14 protein-coding genes are annotated in these 17620 nt (G+C 52.7%); 5 read left to right on the top strand and 9 right to left on the bottom strand.

Annotated features, from left to right (window positions below):
• Positions 1-35: 35 nt before the first annotated feature.
• Both QNM19_RS22030 and QNM19_RS22035 read left to right on the top strand, forming a co-directional pair.
• Positions 36-1436, top strand: coding sequence for a sigma-54-dependent transcriptional regulator (locus QNM19_RS22030; protein ID WP_049865924.1), 1401 nt, complete (start codon positions 36-38; stop codon positions 1434-1436).
• Positions 1437-1445: 9 nt separating this feature from the next.
• Entirely contained in the window at positions 1446-2777 is a 1332-nt protein-coding gene (locus tag QNM19_RS22035) for a sensor histidine kinase (protein ID WP_049865925.1), read from the top strand.
• A 252-nt stretch (positions 2778-3029) separates the two neighbouring features.
• Here QNM19_RS22035 and QNM19_RS22040 read toward each other — a convergent pair whose 3' ends face one another.
• The 9 genes from QNM19_RS22040 to QNM19_RS22080 form a co-directional block, all read right to left on the bottom strand.
• Positions 3030-3449 carry a hypothetical protein gene (locus QNM19_RS22040; protein ID WP_049865926.1) on the bottom strand — a complete coding sequence of 140 codons (420 nt, stop codon included), beginning with the start codon at positions 3447-3449 and terminating at the stop codon, positions 3030-3032.
• A 157-nt stretch (positions 3450-3606) separates the two neighbouring features.
• Positions 3607-5799, bottom strand: a complete 2193-nt coding sequence (locus tag QNM19_RS22045) for a TonB-dependent receptor (RefSeq protein ID WP_082225563.1) — start codon at positions 5797-5799, stop codon at positions 3607-3609.
• A 183-nt stretch (positions 5800-5982) separates the two neighbouring features.
• Entirely contained in the window at positions 5983-6435 is a 453-nt protein-coding gene (locus tag QNM19_RS22050) for a hypothetical protein (protein WP_049865928.1), read from the bottom strand.
• Between the two features lie 363 nt (positions 6436-6798).
• Positions 6799-8067 carry a sensor histidine kinase gene (locus QNM19_RS22055; protein ID WP_284027216.1) on the bottom strand — a complete coding sequence of 423 codons (1269 nt, stop codon included), beginning with the start codon at positions 8065-8067 and terminating at the stop codon, positions 6799-6801.
• Positions 8067-8786, bottom strand: a complete 720-nt coding sequence (locus QNM19_RS22060; protein WP_049865930.1) for a winged helix-turn-helix domain-containing protein — start codon at positions 8784-8786, stop codon at positions 8067-8069. Before QNM19_RS22060 ends, QNM19_RS22055 begins: the two co-directional genes overlap by 1 nt.
• Entirely contained in the window at positions 8786-9172 is a 387-nt protein-coding gene (locus QNM19_RS22065) for a DUF3019 domain-containing protein (RefSeq protein ID WP_049865931.1), read from the bottom strand. Before QNM19_RS22065 ends, QNM19_RS22060 begins: the two co-directional genes overlap by 1 nt.
• Positions 9173-9182: 10 nt before the next feature.
• Positions 9183-10040 (bottom strand): MipA/OmpV family protein, encoded by an 858-nt coding sequence (locus QNM19_RS22070; protein WP_049865932.1) that lies wholly within the window; start codon positions 10038-10040, stop codon positions 9183-9185.
• 215 nt (positions 10041-10255) lie between these two features.
• Complete coding sequence (locus QNM19_RS22075; protein ID WP_284027217.1) at positions 10256-12103, bottom strand: sensor histidine kinase; 1848 nt, start codon at positions 12101-12103, stop codon at positions 10256-10258.
• Positions 12104-12113: 10 nt separating this feature from the next.
• Positions 12114-12803 (bottom strand): response regulator transcription factor, encoded by a 690-nt coding sequence (locus QNM19_RS22080; RefSeq protein ID WP_049865464.1) that lies wholly within the window; start codon positions 12801-12803, stop codon positions 12114-12116.
• 175 nt (positions 12804-12978) lie between these two features.
• Between QNM19_RS22080 and QNM19_RS22085 the strand changes: the two genes are divergently transcribed.
• Genes QNM19_RS22085 through QNM19_RS22095 form a run of 3 tightly spaced genes read left to right on the top strand, consistent with a single transcriptional unit; the run spans position 12979 to position 17613 of the window.
• Positions 12979-14256, top strand: coding sequence for an HlyD family secretion protein (locus QNM19_RS22085; protein ID WP_049865465.1), 1278 nt, complete (start codon positions 12979-12981; stop codon positions 14254-14256).
• Between the two features lie 25 nt (positions 14257-14281).
• Positions 14282-15013 (top strand): ABC transporter ATP-binding protein, encoded by a 732-nt coding sequence (locus QNM19_RS22090; RefSeq protein ID WP_049865466.1) that lies wholly within the window; start codon positions 14282-14284, stop codon positions 15011-15013.
• 26 nt (positions 15014-15039) lie between these two features.
• A complete protein-coding gene (locus tag QNM19_RS22095) occupies positions 15040-17613 on the top strand; it encodes an ABC transporter permease (protein ID WP_284027218.1) in 2574 nt (857 codons plus the stop codon).
• The last annotated feature ends 7 nt before the right edge of the window (positions 17614-17620 follow it).

Raw genomic sequence — 17620 nt, forward strand, 5'->3', positions numbered from 1 at the left:
CTAATAAGCCAATAAAAATAAATTAGGGACAGATCGTGAGCGCAAAACAACCCGGGGCCATTTTGGTGGTGGACGACAACCCGGACATTCTGATCGCGGCGAGGTTGCTGCTCAAACAACACTACCTGGTGGTCAAAACCACCGACAATCCGTTTGATATTGAACAGCTGGTTAAAGCCCACAACATTGAAGTGATCCTGCTGGATATGAACTTTAATCGTGATGCCATCAGTGGTCAGGAAGGTTTTTACTGGCTGAAGAAAATCATTACGCAGGACCCCAGCATCGTGGTCTTGCTGATGACCGCCTATGGTGACATTCAGCTGGCGGTGGATGCCATCAAGGCCGGCGCGGCAGATTTTATTGCGAAGCCCTGGCAAAACGAGCAGTTACTGGGGGCGGTTGCGGCGGCGTTTGCTCACGCCAAAGACAAGCAGCAGCTGGGTAAGCTGACCCGCCAGACACAAGGACTGAATCAGGCGCTCAGTGAGTCATCAACGGGCCCGGCCTTTGACTTTTTGGGCCAAAGTGCGGCCATGAAACAGGTGTTTGCGACCATAGACAAAGCGGCTCAGTCTGATGCTAATATCCTGATCACCGGTGAAAGCGGCACTGGCAAAGAGCTGGCCGCTCACGCCATTCACCGCACCAGTCTGCGTGCTGCACAGCCCATGATCAGTCTGGATATGGGCGCCATTTCTGATGCGCTGTTTGAAAGCGAACTGTTTGGCCACAAAAAAGGCGCTTTTACCGATGCCAAAGCCGATAAAATAGGCCGGTTTGAGCTGGCCAGTGGCGGGTCGTTGTTCCTTGATGAGCTTGGGAATTTGCCTTTAAACCATCAGGCCACCTTGCTGGCGGCGCTACAGAATCGGTGCATCACCCCAGTGGGTGGCACCAAACCGCTTGATGTGGATATCCGCCTGATCTGTGCGACTAACGACAATCTGCAACAGGCGGTCAATGAAGGACGCTTCAGGCAGGATCTGTTGTACCGCATCAATACGGTCGAAATCCGCCTGCCTCCGCTGAGGGAGCGCAGCGAGGATATTCCTTTGCTGGTGAATTATTACCTGGCACACTTTGCACACAGATACAAACGCGCATTGCAGATCACTGAGCAAGATATGGCTGCGCTGTGCGGATATGGCTGGCCCGGTAACGTTCGCGAGCTGGCCCATGCGATTGAGCGGGCCGTGATTTTATCGGATGGCGATACGCTGGATGTGACGTCTGTGATTGGCGCGACCGCGACCTCATTGGAGGCCACACAAGGTAGCAGTGGGAGTTACGATACATTCGATCTGGAAGTGCTGGAACAGCGAACCATTCGTGCAGCACTTAAGCACTATCAGGGGAATGTGAGTCACGCTGCCAAAGCGCTGGGGTTGACGCGCGGTGCCATGTATCGGCGACTGGAAAAATATGGGCTGTAGGGAGTAACTATGTCCTATCTGAAACGTCACCCCCGCTGGTTACTTGGGTTGCAGTTGGGCCTGTTGTGTGTGCTGGTCAGCGCTGCAACCGGGCAGTATCTTCACCGTGGGATCAGTGCCACCTGGTTACTCGTCTTGCTACTTATCGTCGTATGCTGTGGTGCGGTATTCACCTTGTTTGCCCGGCAGCAACGACAAAGTACGGCGGTGATCCGGGCGCTGGTGAATGGCGACAGTTCTTTGCGACTCAGTCCCAGTCATCCGCTGCACAAGGAGTATGACGAGGTCCGTCATACTTTGCAGGCTGCGCGGTTCAAAGCTGAGCAACAGGCACAGTTTTTCCAGGCTTTGTTACTGCACATTGAGCTGGCAGTGCTAGTGTGTGACAGCGAGGGTAGAGTGATAGAGTCCAACCCGGCGGCGGCACGCCTGCTGGGTAAGTCGGTCAGCAGCGTGGCTGAGTTGGCTCATATTGGCGCGTTAATTCAAAGTTGTGATACGCAGTTAAAAACCAGTGCGCCCTGGCAGCGTGGTGAGCAGCAGGATACTTTGTCGGTACAGATCAGCGTTGCACAAATTCAGGGTCAGATCCGTAAGGTGATCACCCTGACCTCCATTCATACTGCCCTGAACAGCAAAGAACAACAGGCCTATAAGCGCCTGACCCGGGTGTTAACCCATGAAGTGGCGAATTCCATCACGCCTTTGTCTTCGATCGCCCAGTCTTGTCAGGGGCTGTTGCCCGATGCACTGTGTTTTGATGATGAAGACGATAAAGACGATTTGATCCTGGCATTGAATACACTGGCTGCGCGCACTGAGCATCTGGGGGCGTTTATTACCCGCTTCAGGGCGATCAGCAGTTTGCCGCGCCCGAGCCTGAGTCCCACCTCCCTGGCGCCTTTGCTGGAGCGGTTAGTGGCCTTACACAAAAACCAACTTAGTGCGGCAGGGATCCAGTGTGAGCTGAGCGTGTCAACCAAGCTGCTGGTGATGCTGGATCCCGGACAGATCGAACAGGTGTTGATAAACCTGTTCACCAATGCGGTTCAGGCCATTGAGCAAGTGCAGCAAGGCGGCACTCAGCAAATCGACAACCCGGTAATTCAGCTGACGCTGGCACAAAATGAGGCACAGCAGGTGTATGTGGAGATCCGCGATAATGGGCCGGGCGTTGAAGCCCATGTCATTGATATGATGTTTGTGCCTTTCTTCACGACTAAACAGCAGGGATCGGGCATTGGCCTGAGTCTGTCGCGGCAGATCATGGTCAGTCATGGCGGCGACTTGGTCTATTTGCAAAAACCACAGGGGGCCTGCTTTCGCTGTGTATTTGGCTAAAGGAAAAAAGCCAGGCTAGCTGGCTTTTGCTTGAAGGCCATGGCAGGCAACCATGGTCGGGGTCATAATCTCAGGTACCGCAGGGGGCCAATAAGACACCGTGCCGGGCAAGGTACCTTGTGATTCATCGTGTCGCAGCATTATGGCTGAACTCAGTCAGACCAAGTATTCACACCCTGAGTAGGCGAATAGGGTGAAAGTCGCAGGATTATGCCGTTTGACGATGCGTGCAAACGCTGACCGTTTCAATTATCAGTCACCCGGGCAATTGTTATTGCGGATACATTCTTTATCCATGTCATCGACCCAGACATCTTTGAGGTAGCAGTTATCCGGGTCGTCGACCCATTTTACTTCCGTATAGCTGGCGTCGGTGATGCCGACAAGCGATAAGTATCCGGTGTATCTCGCCCCGTTATGATAATAGTTGCCTTCGAATATTTGGCCGTCACAGCTTTTACCATAGACGTATCGTCCGATGGTTACGTGCGTGTTGTCCCCATTATTAGCAGCGTTGAACAATGTGCCATTATAGGTACAGTGGTAGGCGACATGGTTTACGGTGACCTTCTTTTTGGGGCAGACCAAAATTTGCGTCCAGTAGGCGCTGGCGGGTGCTGAGTAGGCCAATATACTGGCAAGTGCAATGCTGATCGCTTTGAGTGATTTCATGTTGTATTCCTTCCGCTTATTGCTATTAGGGTAATGTTCGCAGCCGATCGGTAGGTTGGCTCAGTTCGGCAGCGACAGGATCATCTTAGCAATGGCGCGCAGCCCAGACGCCTCCCCGACCGGGGTGGGTGATAGAGAGAATGGCGGTTGTTGCGGTTTAGTAATTAATATGCAGACTGAGTTCAATGGTTCTTGGCGCGGCAATGGCGGCCTGAGCCGGGTAGAAAATGTCTGCCCAGGGGACATACGCTTCGTTGAGCAGGTTCCGTACATTGAGGTTTAGCCGGGTATGCTCAAACTGGTAGGCTGCAAACAGGGTCACTGTTTCATAGCGGGTAAAGGTGACTGAATTCTGGAAGTTGCCATAGCGATCGCTGACATGGCGTATACCTGCGCCCAGTTCCAGCGGCAGACCGCCAATTTTATCCCAACTGAACCAGGCATTGGCCACAATCTCAGGCACATTAGGCGGGGTATGGCCGCTGGCATTGACACCAAAATCCGGGTCAACAAAGGACTCGTAGCTGGCGTCGGTATAAGCGACGTTGCCACCCAGGCGAAAATACTCGGTCGGCTGGCTGGTGATCGCCAGTTCGACTCCATGCGCAACATGAGTGCCTGAATTACCCACGGTTTCATGTGATGTCAGCAGCAGAATATTACGCCGCGTAATATCGTACCAGGCCAGGGTGAACTCACTCTGCCAGGTATTGAGCAAGGTTTTGATGCCGACTTCGTACTGACGAATGTCTGTGAAATCAAAATTTTCACTGGCATTAACCAGGTAAATATTCGAACCCACTGGGTCATGCCCGGTGCTCCAGTGGGCATATACACTGAGTGTGTCGCTAAATTGATAGGTCGAGCCTAATTGATAGGCAAGCGGGGTGAAGGTGCGCTCAAAGCTCTCATCGGCAATAAAGTTGCCTGAAACATCGTAGTTGTCCCGAACCAGCCGGATGTGATCGCGACGCAGTCCGCCAAACAGACGCCAGTGTTCGGTGACAGACAAGGTGTTGTTAATGTACAGGCCCCACTGTCGGATATCGGTCGGGCTGAGGTGTTTGTCTAACGCGCCAAACTGGCCGGCAATTGGCGTGAGTAACGACACGCTGTCTCCGTCAGGAAAGCCTCTTTCGCGGCTAAAGTCGGTGACCTTGAGTTCTGCGCCAAAGGCCAGTTGATGTGCCATAGTACCAAGTTGGTGGCGGTATACGCCTGCGAATTGATTACCGTAAAAGGTGTGATCGTGAAAAACGAAAAAACGGTCCCGGTCAATTAATTCGGTGGCCGGGTTGAAGACATAGCTCTCTGCATTTTGCCATGCGCGATCGGCCTTAAAGTGAAACAGCGTATTGCTTAGTGAGAGTGTATCACTGGGCTGCCAGTCTGTGCGCAGACGAGACCATAGATGCTCGGAATCCGAGCGGCTATCTGCGACATTATAGTTAAGGTAGCGGGTCCGGTTATCCAGTACCCGGTCGTTGGCGGTTGTTACTATGTCTGAAATAGGATCTAACGCTGCATGCCCGGGAACTAACGGTGTGCCCCAGTATGCAGGGAGATCGTCTTCGAGGTAATCAAAACTCAGTAGCCAGCTCAGTGTTGGGCTGGCCTGCCACAGGATGGATGCCGTGGCATTCAGAGAATGCGACGGGGTGTTGTTGACCCAGCCGTCGGACTGCGCTTTATTCACATCCAGCCGGGCAGCACTGTTTGAGGTGACCGGCAGATGAAGGCCGACGCCCCATTCTCGCGTATCGAACTTAGATTGAGAGACAAAAGCTTCGCTGTTGAGCGGGGCATTAAGCTGAGGCTTACGGGTGATCATATTGATCACCCCTGACGCGGTGCCCTGACCAAATTGCAGTGCGGCAGGTCCTTTGATGACCTCTATCTGTTGCAGGTTAAAGGTGTTGTGTGGCCGCATTGTCATTGACGCTGGGCCCAGTTTAATCCCATCGCGCACCACAGAAACGGAATCGCGAATAAAGCCCCGCATGGCGAAGCTGGAAGGCTCAGCAGGCGACTCGCCCGATATCACGCCCACCAGATTATCAACCGCACTAGTTACAGAAGTCAGGCCGCGTGCACGCATGGTTTTGCGTTCGATCACGTCTACACTGAATGGCAGCGCCAGTGCACTCAGGTTAAATGGATTGGCGCTGACAGGCGTGGTTTCGAGGTTCAGATCGCGCACCGCCGAGCCACTGAGGGTAACCGTGAGTAGCTCATCCAGACTCATCTCAAATAGATCGGTGTCCTCGGTAGCCTGTATGCTGGCAGCAAACAGCCAGATACAGCACAGCGAAAGCGCTCGGCAGGTCCTCAGCGCATGGGGTATTATCATTCAGAATTATATTATTAAACTTGTGTTTACTTAGTGTAGCTCAGGATATCCGGGCCGGGGCAGTGGCGGTGTAAATGGCGCGCAACTTCTTCGTTTAGCCGGGGAGGGGGTGAATATCTTTGAGATGGGGGCTTTCGCGTAAAACCGGCCCCTGACGGGACAGGGGCTGGCGGCACGAAAAAATTAAAAACGGTAACCTATGTGGAGACCAATTAATGTTTTGGATTGTACTTTTTCGGTGCCAAAGATATCGAGTATATCCGTACGGTATTCCCGCTCATCGGTGCGACGAACCCCAACGCTGGCACCAAATGTCCAGCCCTCCTGAAGCGCGCCTTGCGAATAGTAATGGTAATTCAGTGCGGCAAACCCTTTTTCACTCGTAAAGGCCTCACTGCCGGTGATGACGCCCAGTGTATGTTTATTATCCTTGTCCAGGATGTACTCATAACTGATGGCTGCGCCAATTAAGCCTGCTGAAATCGACACGAGATGGTCGTCATTGACGGCATTGGTATACTGAACGCCAATCAAGCCACCATAAGGGTATCCGGCACCTACGCTGAGCTCGGCCTGTGCAGTGTTGATAAAGCTAACCGCGACGAGTCCCAGTGCCAAGTGATACGTTTTTTTCATTTTAACGTTATCCTTAATATGTGGAGGTGATGGGTTATAAATACTGGCTTTCTCGTGTTCAGTTTAGTGGTTGAACCTTGTCGGAACTTGCGCTGTAAAAGCATACTCTTCATGGTAACGGCTGTTTTTATAGTGTGCCTTTTGTGTCGCACCTGGTATCCAAACACGTAATTAAATTCATGCCTGAAGTGTATCAAAACGTGGTTAACAAAATGTATCAAGATGTGTTTTTTTGTGTTTTTTGAGCTGGTGTGTCGGGTTTAGCTTTCTTTCAGTTTTTGCCTTAAGGTTTCTTAGGTTTTAGAGTTTACGCTTAATATAAGGTGCGTGAGCGTTGCCGAGCGACTGTGGCCGCTCGGACTGTTATGCCGGTAGCTGCAAAGTAAAACAGGCCCCGCTCAGGTGTGTTGAATCACTGACTCCGAGCTGACCCTGATGCCAATCGGCAATTCGCTGAGCAAGTGCCAGACCCAGGCCAAATCCGCGGCGCGTATGGTCGTCTGTATGCGCCCGGACAAAGGGCTTAAAAATATGTGCCTGCTGTGTACTGGGTACACCCGAACCATCATCATGCACTGCCAATGTGCAGGTCCCTGGGCTGTGCTTAAGCGTGACCACAACCTGGCCGTTTCCGTACTTGCTGGCGTTTTCCAGCAGGTTACTCAGTAAGGTGGTTAGATAAAATGGATCTCCGATAACCTGCACGGCGTGTTCAGGTAAAGCCAGTTTGAGTGTTATATCCATGTCGTGCCAGGTGCTTGATACCTGCTTGACCAGTTGGCAAAGATCCAGCGGACGACGCTGCAGCTCGGCGATACTTTGATCCATCCTTGCGTAGCTTAAAAGCTGGTCTATCAGCGCGGACATGGTATCCAGATCGCGGTTGATCTTGGCTTCATAGTGACGTCGTTTGTCGGGGTCCGTGGTTTCTTCCAGGGTATCCATGCCAAGGCGGATCCGCGCCAGCGGTGTACGCAGCTCATGTGACATGGCGCCACTGAGTAGTTTGACGTCCTGCACCAGATATTCAATGCGTTCAGCCATGTGGTTAAAGTCCCGTTCCAGATCGCGCAAATACATCACGGATCCAACCTGCAAGCGCTGCGACAGGTCGCCTTCACCAAAATGCTGGGCTGCCCGACGCAGTTTGAGCAGCCGCAGTAGAAAGGGCAGCAGCCAGATCAGGATCAGCGTCATCATCGCGGTGTAAAACAGCCCCGTCAGCCACCAGGCCAGCTCACTGCGCGACGTGGCCTGATCGCTGCGGATGACTAATAAGTCTGCGGAGTTTGGCAGACGTTGCAGAAACAGCCTTTGTTGATCGGTTTCCAGCTGGATCTGTTCATTGGCTTGTAATTTGGTTTGCAGCGCAGCCGGAAGCGGGAACGCTGATGCCGGGACAATTTGAGGTTGCAGGAGCGACTGAGCAGGCCAGTTTGACAGCAAGGCATGGGGTGAATCTGTGGCAGCAATCAATGCATGTATGTCCCGGGCCAGCTGCGCCAGTTGCGTCTGAGGCGTGTGTTGCTGCTGATCAGGTGTGAACGTCTGATAGAGATGGTCAAACAGCCAGCTGGTGGCGATGGAAATAACCACGACGGCCAGCAGGAGTGAAAGGGCAAAATGGCGCATCACCAGGCTTCCCGAACCAACTGATAGCCCTGTCCCCAGACCGTTTTGATACGAAAGGGCGCAACCGGGTTGTCACCGAGTTTTTTGCGCAACCGTGAGATGCGCAGATCGATGGAGCGATCAAATCCATCGTATTCAAAACCGCGCAGAGACTGGGTAAGGAAATCCCGGGTAACCAGCTCACCGGCTGATTTTGCCAGCAGCCAGAGTAAATCAAACTCTTTGGACGACACGTCAATGGTCTCGCCCTGTAAGGTAACGGTGCGGGCGCTTTTGTCCACTAACAGACCTTGTATCTCAATGCTCTCGATATTGCCAGGGGGGGCCGGTTCGACACTGGTTGGGTTATGGCGGCGCAGGAGCGCACGGATCCGGGCGAGCAATACCCGTGCTCGCACCGGTTTGGTGAGATAGTCATCGGCGCCCATTTCCAGTCCCAGTACTTCGTCCATATCTTCATCCCGTGCGGTCAGCATCAGGATAGGTCCGCAATATTGGGGCCTGACTTGTTTACAGACGTCCAGCCCATCCAGGCCGGGCAGCATGCCATCGAGGATCACTAGATCCGGGTTCAGGCTCAGGATCTGCTGCGGGGCCTCATCACCGCGATGGCAGAGGCTGACGGTAAAAGATTTTTCCGCCAGGTAGTCACAGATCCAGTGTGCCAGTTCATGGTCATCTTCAATTAATAACAGGTGTGTATTTGGTGTTGTCGTCATCAGAACATTCGCCATCTTACGCGTGTGTTTTTACTTTTGTTATAGACCCAGGCATAGGTTAACTGGGCACTGGCCAGAGTTTTTTGCTGCCTATCTTGCAGGAAAAAATGCACATTTTGATTGAATTTCAGATCCATCGTTAGTGTGCCTTGCCTTGTGGTTTGCCAGCATTTTATCGGCTGTTCACGATTGGTATGTGTCAGACAGTAGTCGCCCGGTGAGCTCGTTTGCCAGTGGATGGTCAGCTCGCTGTGACAGTACTCCCCTTGGTGCAATGCGACACATTGTTGCGGACTCAGTGTCAGGGTCACGGGTGCGTTGGCAACAGCCGGGTTGTGGACAAGTGTTATGACAGTAAGGGCTAAGGTGGAGATAAATTTACGCATTCTCGGCCCCTTAAAACACATAGCTGACAGACAGACCCAATCCCAGCGCATTGCGGCTGCGATTGTCACCCCGTGCGAGATTGTTTTGTATAATGGGGCTATCGGTAATGGCACTGGGTGTGTGGTAGTAACGTAAAGAGGCATCAAACAGCCAGTTTTCTGTGAGCGGATACGTTGCGCCGAGGTGCAGGCTGTGAGATAAGCCGCTACTGGCTATGTACTCAGGCAACCCATCGATCCGGTTATTATTGTTATTCTCTGTGTTGTTGACGCCATAATAGTAGTTCAGCATATCACCTGATAGATAATTCATCCGATAAGCACTGAACAGGTGCCAGTTTTTTACCGTCCAGTGTTTGCTGATCTGCGAACTCACATAAGCGCCCCGGTCGTCACTCATCTGAGGGGCGGCAATTAACTGAAATCGCAATCCTGACCAGATCCCACGAAAGCGAACACCCAGATAGTTGGTCTGGTTTTTTGTAAAACGCAGCTCGGAGCCGTCTTGTTGAATGTACTTGGTATCGGCATCGGAGCGTGCAGATGAGGCCAGAAAATCCACATCCCACTGCGCAGTGCGATATAAGTTGTAGCCTACGCTGGTGTTGCCGAGCAGGTTATTGGGGCCGCCAGGGACTTCTACAAATAGCCCGTTATCCCACTCATAGGCACCATTCACAAAATACCCCAGCCCCACACTGGCATCGCCAAATGGCCCCTGCCCGGCAAAAGCACCAACCCCAATTGCGACAAAGCCTTTACTGTCTGGGTGTTGTTCCTGTGGCGATTCAGCTGCCAGTAGCGTCTGGCTGTTCATCCCGGCAAGTAGCAGGCAACTTGCCAGGGTGCGTATCATTACCTTGTTCATTGTTATTATTCCTGTGGTCACATTTGATACCAACAGCTTAATGAGTGACTAAGGGCAAAGCCGTAACAGTCACCACCAAAATGTATCAAAGTGTAGCGCAGGTTATATAGAATTTAGGGACACACGTCCACCCCTCTGAATTATCATTCTTGATGCAGGGGACGCAGTATGCACAATTAACATCTTCAGCCGGATGCGTAGCTGCCCGAGCAATGCTACGCCAAGACCTTAGGTTCGGGCATCTCATTGCCAGTATGTCGGGTATGTAAGGTCAACCTTAGCGCGAGCCCCGGGCTCATCTGGTGGGCCGTTATCTGACCTTGCTGTGCTTTGACCAACTGAGCCACCAGGGCCAACCCTATTCCCGTTCCCTGGGTTGTGCGGGTTAGCTCATCCCCGCCGCGATAAAACAGCTCAAACAGCTTATCGCATTGCTGTTGCGACACGCCCGGACCGTAATCACGGATCTCCAGGATTAGTTTGTCGTCTCTGTGCGCTGCATGTCGAAAGGTAATATCGAGTTGTCTGCGCGCGGGATCACTGATGCCCTCGGCACGAAAGAATTTGACGGTGTTTTCAACAATGTTTATCACCACCTGGGCAAAGGCATCCTGATCCACTAAAACGTCAAGCTCCTCTGATAGCGGCGCTTCAATCACCATATTCAAATGGAAGTCCTGTTTTTCCAGGAGAGTAGAGGTCTTGGAGCGAATGATATCGGCCAGCATGGCCACCGGAGCATAATCTGGTTTAACCTGAGGCAGGCCCGTGTGATCTTCCTGATTCAGCCGGGTCAGCAACAGAATATTGTCAATCAGACGACTCAGGCGCTCGCTTTCACTGTGAATAAAGCCATAATAATCCTGCTGTGCTTCTGTGGAAACCACTGTGCCAGCACGCAGCATTTCGGCATACATGCGGATGGCGGTAAGCGGTGTTTTGAGCTCATGGCTGACCGAAGACACAAAGTTCATTCTTTGCTCAGCCAACGCCAGCTGCCTGACACTCAGCCGGTAAAATCCGTAACAGGCGCCTAAAATCGTGAGAACGAGCAACAGGGCAAACAGTGCGCTGTAAAACAGCGTCGGGCTCATGGGCAAGGTACGGGTGGTAAAGTGTAGTGTGTAATTGTTAAATGGCCAGCGCAGGGCACTACTATACAAAGGCTGTGCTCGCAGCTCAGCGGGAGTGTCGGCCTCAGCCAGCCTGCGTACATTTGACTGGGCGTGCGGCAGTAAGAAATACAGTTGTTCTGGCTGGGCGGTCATTGCGTTATACAATTTGTTGGAGCTGTTTGACCTATCCGCATCCAGCGTGAGTAAAACCGGGGTATCAAACTGACTTTGGCTCAGATATTCGCCAACGAGACTAAGTAAATAGGGATCACGCCTGACCAGGTAACCTTGTAACTTACGCTCCGTACCGACTTTAGGCAGTCGATAGAAGATAAAGTAGCCGGGCACATCAAACCAGATCTGATACAAGCCATTTTCCTTGCTCAGCCCGGCCGCCAGCTTAGTTTGCAGCGCATTGGATTTGGCCAGTGTCTGATAAATGAACTTAGCCTGGTCGTAACGTTGCTGCAGCTCGACAGAGGTTTTTTGTTGTTCTGATGTGGACTTCGTGAGGTCTTCAGCAGACAGTGGCTCTGGCCAGATTGGGCTGTTGAATCGGCCTTGCGCATCAAACTGAAAATAACCGACCAGTCCCTGAATTGGCCGGGTGGCCGTTGGTCTGGCCGGATCCAGATGAGACAAGACAGAAGGGATCTGCAGGGTTTCTTCAGTGAGAGGATTATAGACTGGCTGATAATAATTAAATGCCTCGACAGGCAGTGAACTGGACAGCAGGCGGCGTTTAAACATCTGGCGGTCAATTTGTGATAGCAGGCTACGGGCCTGCTCCTGATACTCGCTCAACTGGTTCTGTTTAAGTTGTGCAAAGCCGAAGTAGAGCAAAATACTAAGCGGAATTAACAGGCATAATAAGAAGGCACCGGCCTGCAACCGCAGCTGCTGTTTACGTTGTGCATAGGTCATAAGGTGTTTGTTTTTAAACCACATGGCGATGCCGTTACTGGGTATAGAGTTGATAACCTTCACCGCGATGGGTGATCAGGTGGCGCGGAGATTTTGGATCCTGCTCTATTTTTTTTCGCAGTTTGGCGATGTGAATATCCACGGTACGCGTATCTATGTCTCCCACTGTTTTGTAGCCCCAAACCTGGTGTAATAGCTCGTCACGGCTGATGGGCTTATTCTGACGCAGCAGGTAACTCAATAAGCTGACCTCACGGCGCGTGTACTTAACGCTCTGTTGGTAAGATGTGCCGGTCAGTGTTTGTGGGTTGATACAAACGTCTTTGCTCAAAACCAGCTCTTCGTCATGCTGGTGCCAGCCAGAACGACGTACCAGCGCGTTGACGCGCAATACCAGTTCCGAGGTTGAAAAGGGTTTGGCCACATAATCATCGGCACCCAGGCTCAGACCATTAATTATGTCCTGCTCGGTGCTTTTGGCGGTGAGCATCATGATCGGCTGAGTCGGTGCGCTTTGCCTGAGTGCTTCACAGACCGTAAAGCCGTTCATCGATGGCAGCATGACGTCTAATAAAATGCAGGCGTAATCGCCCTGTTGGGCACGCTTAAGGCCTTGCGCACCGTCCATTTCACTGTCGACTTCATAGCCATGAAAAACAAACAGGTCGGTCAGACCACGTAAGATGGCCGGCTCATCTTCTACGATCAGTAGGGTAGGTTTCATGTTGTTATTATTTCCCTGTTTTGCGCTGGCCAGTTTAGCGTAAAGCTAGCGGGCCCGCCGCGAAAGTGCACGTAAACTTTTGTAAAACCTGCGCTGTTTTCTTTTACATAGTCAGCCTGTTTGAACCCTCTCCCGCACTCTAAAGTAGGTCTCATAGCCTGCTGGAGGAAGCATCATGGACATAGTGAGAACCAATAAAAGCCCCCTGTTAAGTCGCAAAGCCAAAGTTATGAGCGTGATGGGATTGATTGTCGTGAGCAGTCTGACCCTGTTTTTTAACCACCATACTAGCGCGTCCAATCTGGTAGATAAAGCCCCCTTGTTGATCGATACGGTGCGCCGGGGCGAGTTAAAAGTGACGGTGCGTGGCAGTGGCGTCCTGGTGCCGGCGCAGATCCGTTGGATCACGACGCCGGTCGATGGTCGAGTTGAACAAGTGTTTAAAAAAGCCGGCGCTGAGGTAAAACAGGGCGATGTGTTACTGCAACTGAGCAATCCTGAATTGGAAGAAGCGCTGGCACAGGCACGCTGGGAGCTACAGGCATTAGAAGCAGAAATTCACGCCGAACAGGTTGCGCTGGAGTCGACTTTACTGGACCAGGAAATTGCCGTTGTAGACGAAAAACTCAGTCTGGAGCGCGCTCAGCTGACGCTGGCTGCACAAGAACAGCTGCTGGCACAAGGGATAGTGGCGGTCTCTAAGATTGATTTTGAAGAGGTCAAAATCAATGTTGCTCAGTATCGCCAGCGTTTTGCGCTGGAACAGCAAAGGCTGCAAAAGCGACGTGAAAACCTGGCAGCACAACTGCGCGCCGGTGACGCGCGGCTCAATAGCCTGCGCAAACGGGTTGCGCGGATTGAGCAGCAGGTCACTGGCCTGACTGTGGTGGCGAGCATGGACAGCATAGTGCAGGCCATGCCACTGGAGCCGGGACAGCAGATCGGTGCGGGCAGTAACCTGGCGATGCTGGCCAGAAATGATCAGTTCTTTGCTGAGTTACGCATTCCTGAAAGCCAGATCAAAGACGTACAGCTCGGCCAAATGGTGACTCTGGATACCCGTGCCAGTCAGATCACAGGCACGGTGCAGCGTATTGATCCTGTGGTCAGCGACAGTGCGGTATTGGTCGAGGTGGCGCTCAGCGGGGAGCTGCCGAAAGAGGTACGCCCGGCGCTGAGTGTCGATGGGGTGATTGAAATCGCAACAATTGAGGACACTTTGTTTGTGAAGCGGCCGGTTATGGCCAGTGGTTTTAGTCAGGCCAGCCTCTACTTATTGGCGAACTCGGGAGAACAGGCCCTTCGCCGAGCACTGACATTTGGCCACATGTCCAGTCAGTACATTGAGATTGAACACGGTGCCGCCGAGGGCGAGCGGGTGATCCTCTCTGATACCTCACACTGGCAACACGCCGAAGTACGTTTCAAGCAATCATTTTCTTCCTTGCAGTAGTCACACTTTTAACGGAGTACATACTATGTCACATCAACAACACAGCAGCGACCGTCTGGTGGAGCTGAGTCAGTTAAATAAGGTATTTGTCAGTGATGATGTCGAAACCTGGGCACTGAACAACATCAATCTCACCATTTCAAAAGGCGAATACCTGGCCATCACTGGTCCGTCTGGGTGTGGTAAATCGACCTTGCTGGCCCAGCTGGGCCTGTTGGATACAGCGAGCAATGGCACCTACTGGCTGGCCGGACACAATACCGCCCAGCTCGATAAGCATGAGCGAGCCCGGATCCGTAATAAGGAAATCGGCTTTATTTTTCAGGCGTTTAACTTAATCAGTGAGCTGAGTGTGGCCGACAACGTGGCCCTGCCGTTGAGTTATCGTGCGGATCTTAGTCGTGCGGAGCAGCAAGAGCGGGTTGCGGTGGCGCTGGAGCAGGTCGAAATGAGCCATCGAGCCAGCCATTATCCAGCTCAGCTGTCCGGGGGACAGCAGCAGCGTGTTGCCATTGCCCGTGCTATTGCCGGTCAACCAGCCATTATTTTGGCCGATGAACCCACAGGTAATCTGGACTCAAACAATGCCCGGATCGTGATGACGCTGCTCGACACGCTTAATCACAATGGCGCAACCATTTGTATGGTGACGCATGATATGTCGTCGGCGTTGCGTACCGGGCGGATCATTGAAATGAAGGATGGTGCCATCGTGTCTGACAGCCCGGCCAAAGCGCGTACTGCCATTGCGGTTTGAATTGCCCTTGCTGAGAGGAATGCTTTATGTCTGCCTGGATAGATATTCGATATGCAGCCCGGCTGCTGCTTAAAAAGCCGTTATTCACTCTGACCACCACGGCGATTGTGACCGTGGGCCTGGCCCTGACTTTATATACCTTTACTCTGATGCAGCAACTGGTCTTTAAGCCACTGACGCTAGGCCAGGATACGCCCCTGGTTGCGATTGCTGGTGAGTTTAAAACCGCCCATGGGGCGCGTCAGCGGGTTGATCCCTATCATCTCAACCAGATCCAGGCCGACAGCATGTTATTACAGAATATGAGTCTGTATGAGTCGGCTGTGCGCACTGTGGGCAGGCAGGGCAACGAAGCCATCTCACATAAAGTACACCTCACCTATGCGCAGTGGGATCTATTTGAAGTCGCCGGCGTGCAGCCGCTGCTTGGTCGTAGCTTTAGCCCGTCAGATCAGCAAGATGGCGCGCAATCTGTGGTGGTGCTGAGTCATGATATCTGGCAGCGGGTGTTCGACGGCGATGAAACTATCATAGGTCGCATGATCCAGGTGGAAGCGATCCCCAAACAGGTGATCGGGGTGATGCCACCCGGGTTTGCTTTTCCAACTCGGGCACAGGTATGGCAAATCATGACACAAACCCGCCTTGAGCCGGCTAATCCATCAAACCGGGGCGCTTTACAGGCGGTTGCCCGGCTGAAGCCTGGTGTGACTTTGACGCAGTTCCAGCATGAACTGGCGACGCTGTTACAGCGTCAACTTCAGGCTTTACCGCAGGAATTTGCCTGGCGTGCGGATGTGGCTGGGGGATATCTCCAGGCGATCCCGTTCAAGCTCAGCGTCGATGTGTTGTATCAACATTACGCGATTTTAGTGGCAATGATTTTGGTGGTGTTACTGATTTTACTGCTGACCTGTATCAATGTGGGCAACCTGTTACTGGCCCGGGTCAATGAACAGATCCGGGATGTGGCAATTCGGGTGGCACTTGGTGTGCCGCAGCATCGTCTGGTGTTACAAATGTTGTGGGAAAGCACCCTGATCTGCTGTCTGGGTGGGTTGCTGGCGTTGGGGCTGGCGCACTGGGGGATTGTCCTGACCAATCTGGCCTTTGATGAGATATTTGCCATGAGTGGCGCGCGGCCTTTCTGGTGGACCCTCAGTATCTCATCGGACGGAGTCTGGATGCTGATACTCGCGGTGGTGATGATGATAGTGATCACCGGATTGATCCCCGCGTGGCGTGCTTTGCAGGGGGATATTAATGGTATTTTGCGTGATGGTACGCGCGGTGCGGTGAGCAAACGAGCCGGACGGGTTAATCAGGCGCTGGTCGTTGCTGAGATTGCCTTATCTTGTGTGGTATTGGCCATTGCGGCCATGTTATTGGGTAGCAGTCTGGCAGCGCAACAGGCCGATTATGGTGTGCAAACTGAACATCGCTTAACGGCGTCTGTACGCCTGGCCTGGGGCAGCTATCGCTGGAATGGCGGTGCACCTGAGGCAAGAAAAAAGCGCAATGATTTTTACTATGGGCTCAAAGCAAAGTTAGAGCAACTTCCTCAGGTCAATAGCGTGGCGTATTTTAGCAGTCTGCCGGGCACTGGAGGCGGGACCTCTCACTTTGAAATTCAGGGGCGGGCGGAAGCGGTGTTCAGTGACAATCCAATGTGGAACTTTGAGCTGGTCAGCCGGGATGCCTGGCGTACCGTGGGTATGCAGTTGCTTGAAGGCCGTGATTTTAATCTGAGCGACCTGGCTGTTGATAGCCGCGAGCTGCGTGAACAGGGGTCTGTGGTGATCATTAATGCCGCCATGGCACGCGAATTGTTTCCACAGGGGAATGCACTGGGTCAGCGCGTGCGAACGCTCAATGGTGAAGGCTGGCATACCGAATGGCGCACTATTGTGGGAGTGGTGTCTGACAGTGTTCACGGCCCGACAATGGATGCAACCAGTGCCCGACATACTGGCTATGGGCTGATGGATTTACGGCCCTGGAGAATGAACCTGGTGATGCACTACCGCGGTGAGCAAGCACAGGCCATTGCCGCACTGCGTCAGGCCATTGTTGATCTGGATGCCGATGCCACGGTACACGACATTCAGAGTTATCAAAGCCTTATTAAACAGCCACTGTTGCTGATGGCCTCACTCAATCAGATATTTTTGGTTGGCGGGCTGGTGGCGTTGTTTTTAGCGGCCAGCGGCATTTATGCGATGGCAGCCAACAGTATTGCTTTGCGTAGTCAGGAAATTGCTACGCGCCGTGCGCTCGGCGTACCGGAAGGGCAAGTTGTACTTTTGTTTGTCAGACAGGCACTGTGGCAGCTGGCAGTGGGCTTAACACTGGGGATAGGCGCGGCGTTATGGCTAAGCGCGCAGCTTGCCGGGGCCATGAATATTGACCCGAATAGCTATGTCTGGGCGCTGCTCGGGATACCTGGGTTTATTGTGATCTTGGTGCTGCTGGCGACCTTGCTGCCGGTTTCCCGGCAGCTTCAGGTGCCCCCGCTGAGGCACTTAGGCAGAGTTAGTGGGCCGCGACAGGTGGACATGTCTGACTGGATACGGCACAGTACGGTTTTACTCTTTCCGTAATAAAAAC

The organism is Pseudoalteromonas ardens (assembly GCF_030125445.1).
Lineage (GTDB): Bacteria > Pseudomonadota > Gammaproteobacteria > Enterobacterales > Alteromonadaceae > Pseudoalteromonas > Pseudoalteromonas ardens.

What these genes read in the sequence shown, in the direction of transcription:
- QNM19_RS22035 (WP_049865925.1), top strand. Translation starts at nt 1,446, where the DNA reads ATGTCCTATCTGAAACGTCACCCCCGCTGGTTACTTGGGTTGCAGTTG.
- QNM19_RS22040 (WP_049865926.1), bottom strand. Translation starts at nt 3,449, where the DNA reads ATGAAATCACTCAAAGCGATCAGCATTGCACTTGCCAGTATATTGGCC.
- QNM19_RS22045 (WP_082225563.1), bottom strand. Translation starts at nt 5,799, where the DNA reads ATGATAATACCCCATGCGCTGAGGACCTGCCGAGCGCTTTCGCTGTGC.
- QNM19_RS22050 (WP_049865928.1), bottom strand. Translation starts at nt 6,435, where the DNA reads ATGAAAAAAACGTATCACTTGGCACTGGGACTCGTCGCGGTTAGCTTT.
- QNM19_RS22055 (WP_284027216.1), bottom strand. Translation starts at nt 8,067, where the DNA reads ATGCGCCATTTTGCCCTTTCACTCCTGCTGGCCGTCGTGGTTATTTCC.
- QNM19_RS22060 (WP_049865930.1), bottom strand. Translation starts at nt 8,786, where the DNA reads ATGACGACAACACCAAATACACACCTGTTATTAATTGAAGATGACCAT.
- QNM19_RS22065 (WP_049865931.1), bottom strand. Translation starts at nt 9,172, where the DNA reads ATGCGTAAATTTATCTCCACCTTAGCCCTTACTGTCATAACACTTGTC.
- QNM19_RS22070 (WP_049865932.1), bottom strand. Translation starts at nt 10,040, where the DNA reads ATGAACAAGGTAATGATACGCACCCTGGCAAGTTGCCTGCTACTTGCC.
- QNM19_RS22075 (WP_284027217.1), bottom strand. Translation starts at nt 12,103, where the DNA reads ATGTGGTTTAAAAACAAACACCTTATGACCTATGCACAACGTAAACAG.
- QNM19_RS22080 (WP_049865464.1), bottom strand. Translation starts at nt 12,803, where the DNA reads ATGAAACCTACCCTACTGATCGTAGAAGATGAGCCGGCCATCTTACGT.
- QNM19_RS22085 (WP_049865465.1), top strand. Translation starts at nt 12,979, where the DNA reads ATGGACATAGTGAGAACCAATAAAAGCCCCCTGTTAAGTCGCAAAGCC.
- QNM19_RS22090 (WP_049865466.1), top strand. Translation starts at nt 14,282, where the DNA reads ATGTCACATCAACAACACAGCAGCGACCGTCTGGTGGAGCTGAGTCAG.
- QNM19_RS22095 (WP_284027218.1), top strand. Translation starts at nt 15,040, where the DNA reads ATGTCTGCCTGGATAGATATTCGATATGCAGCCCGGCTGCTGCTTAAA.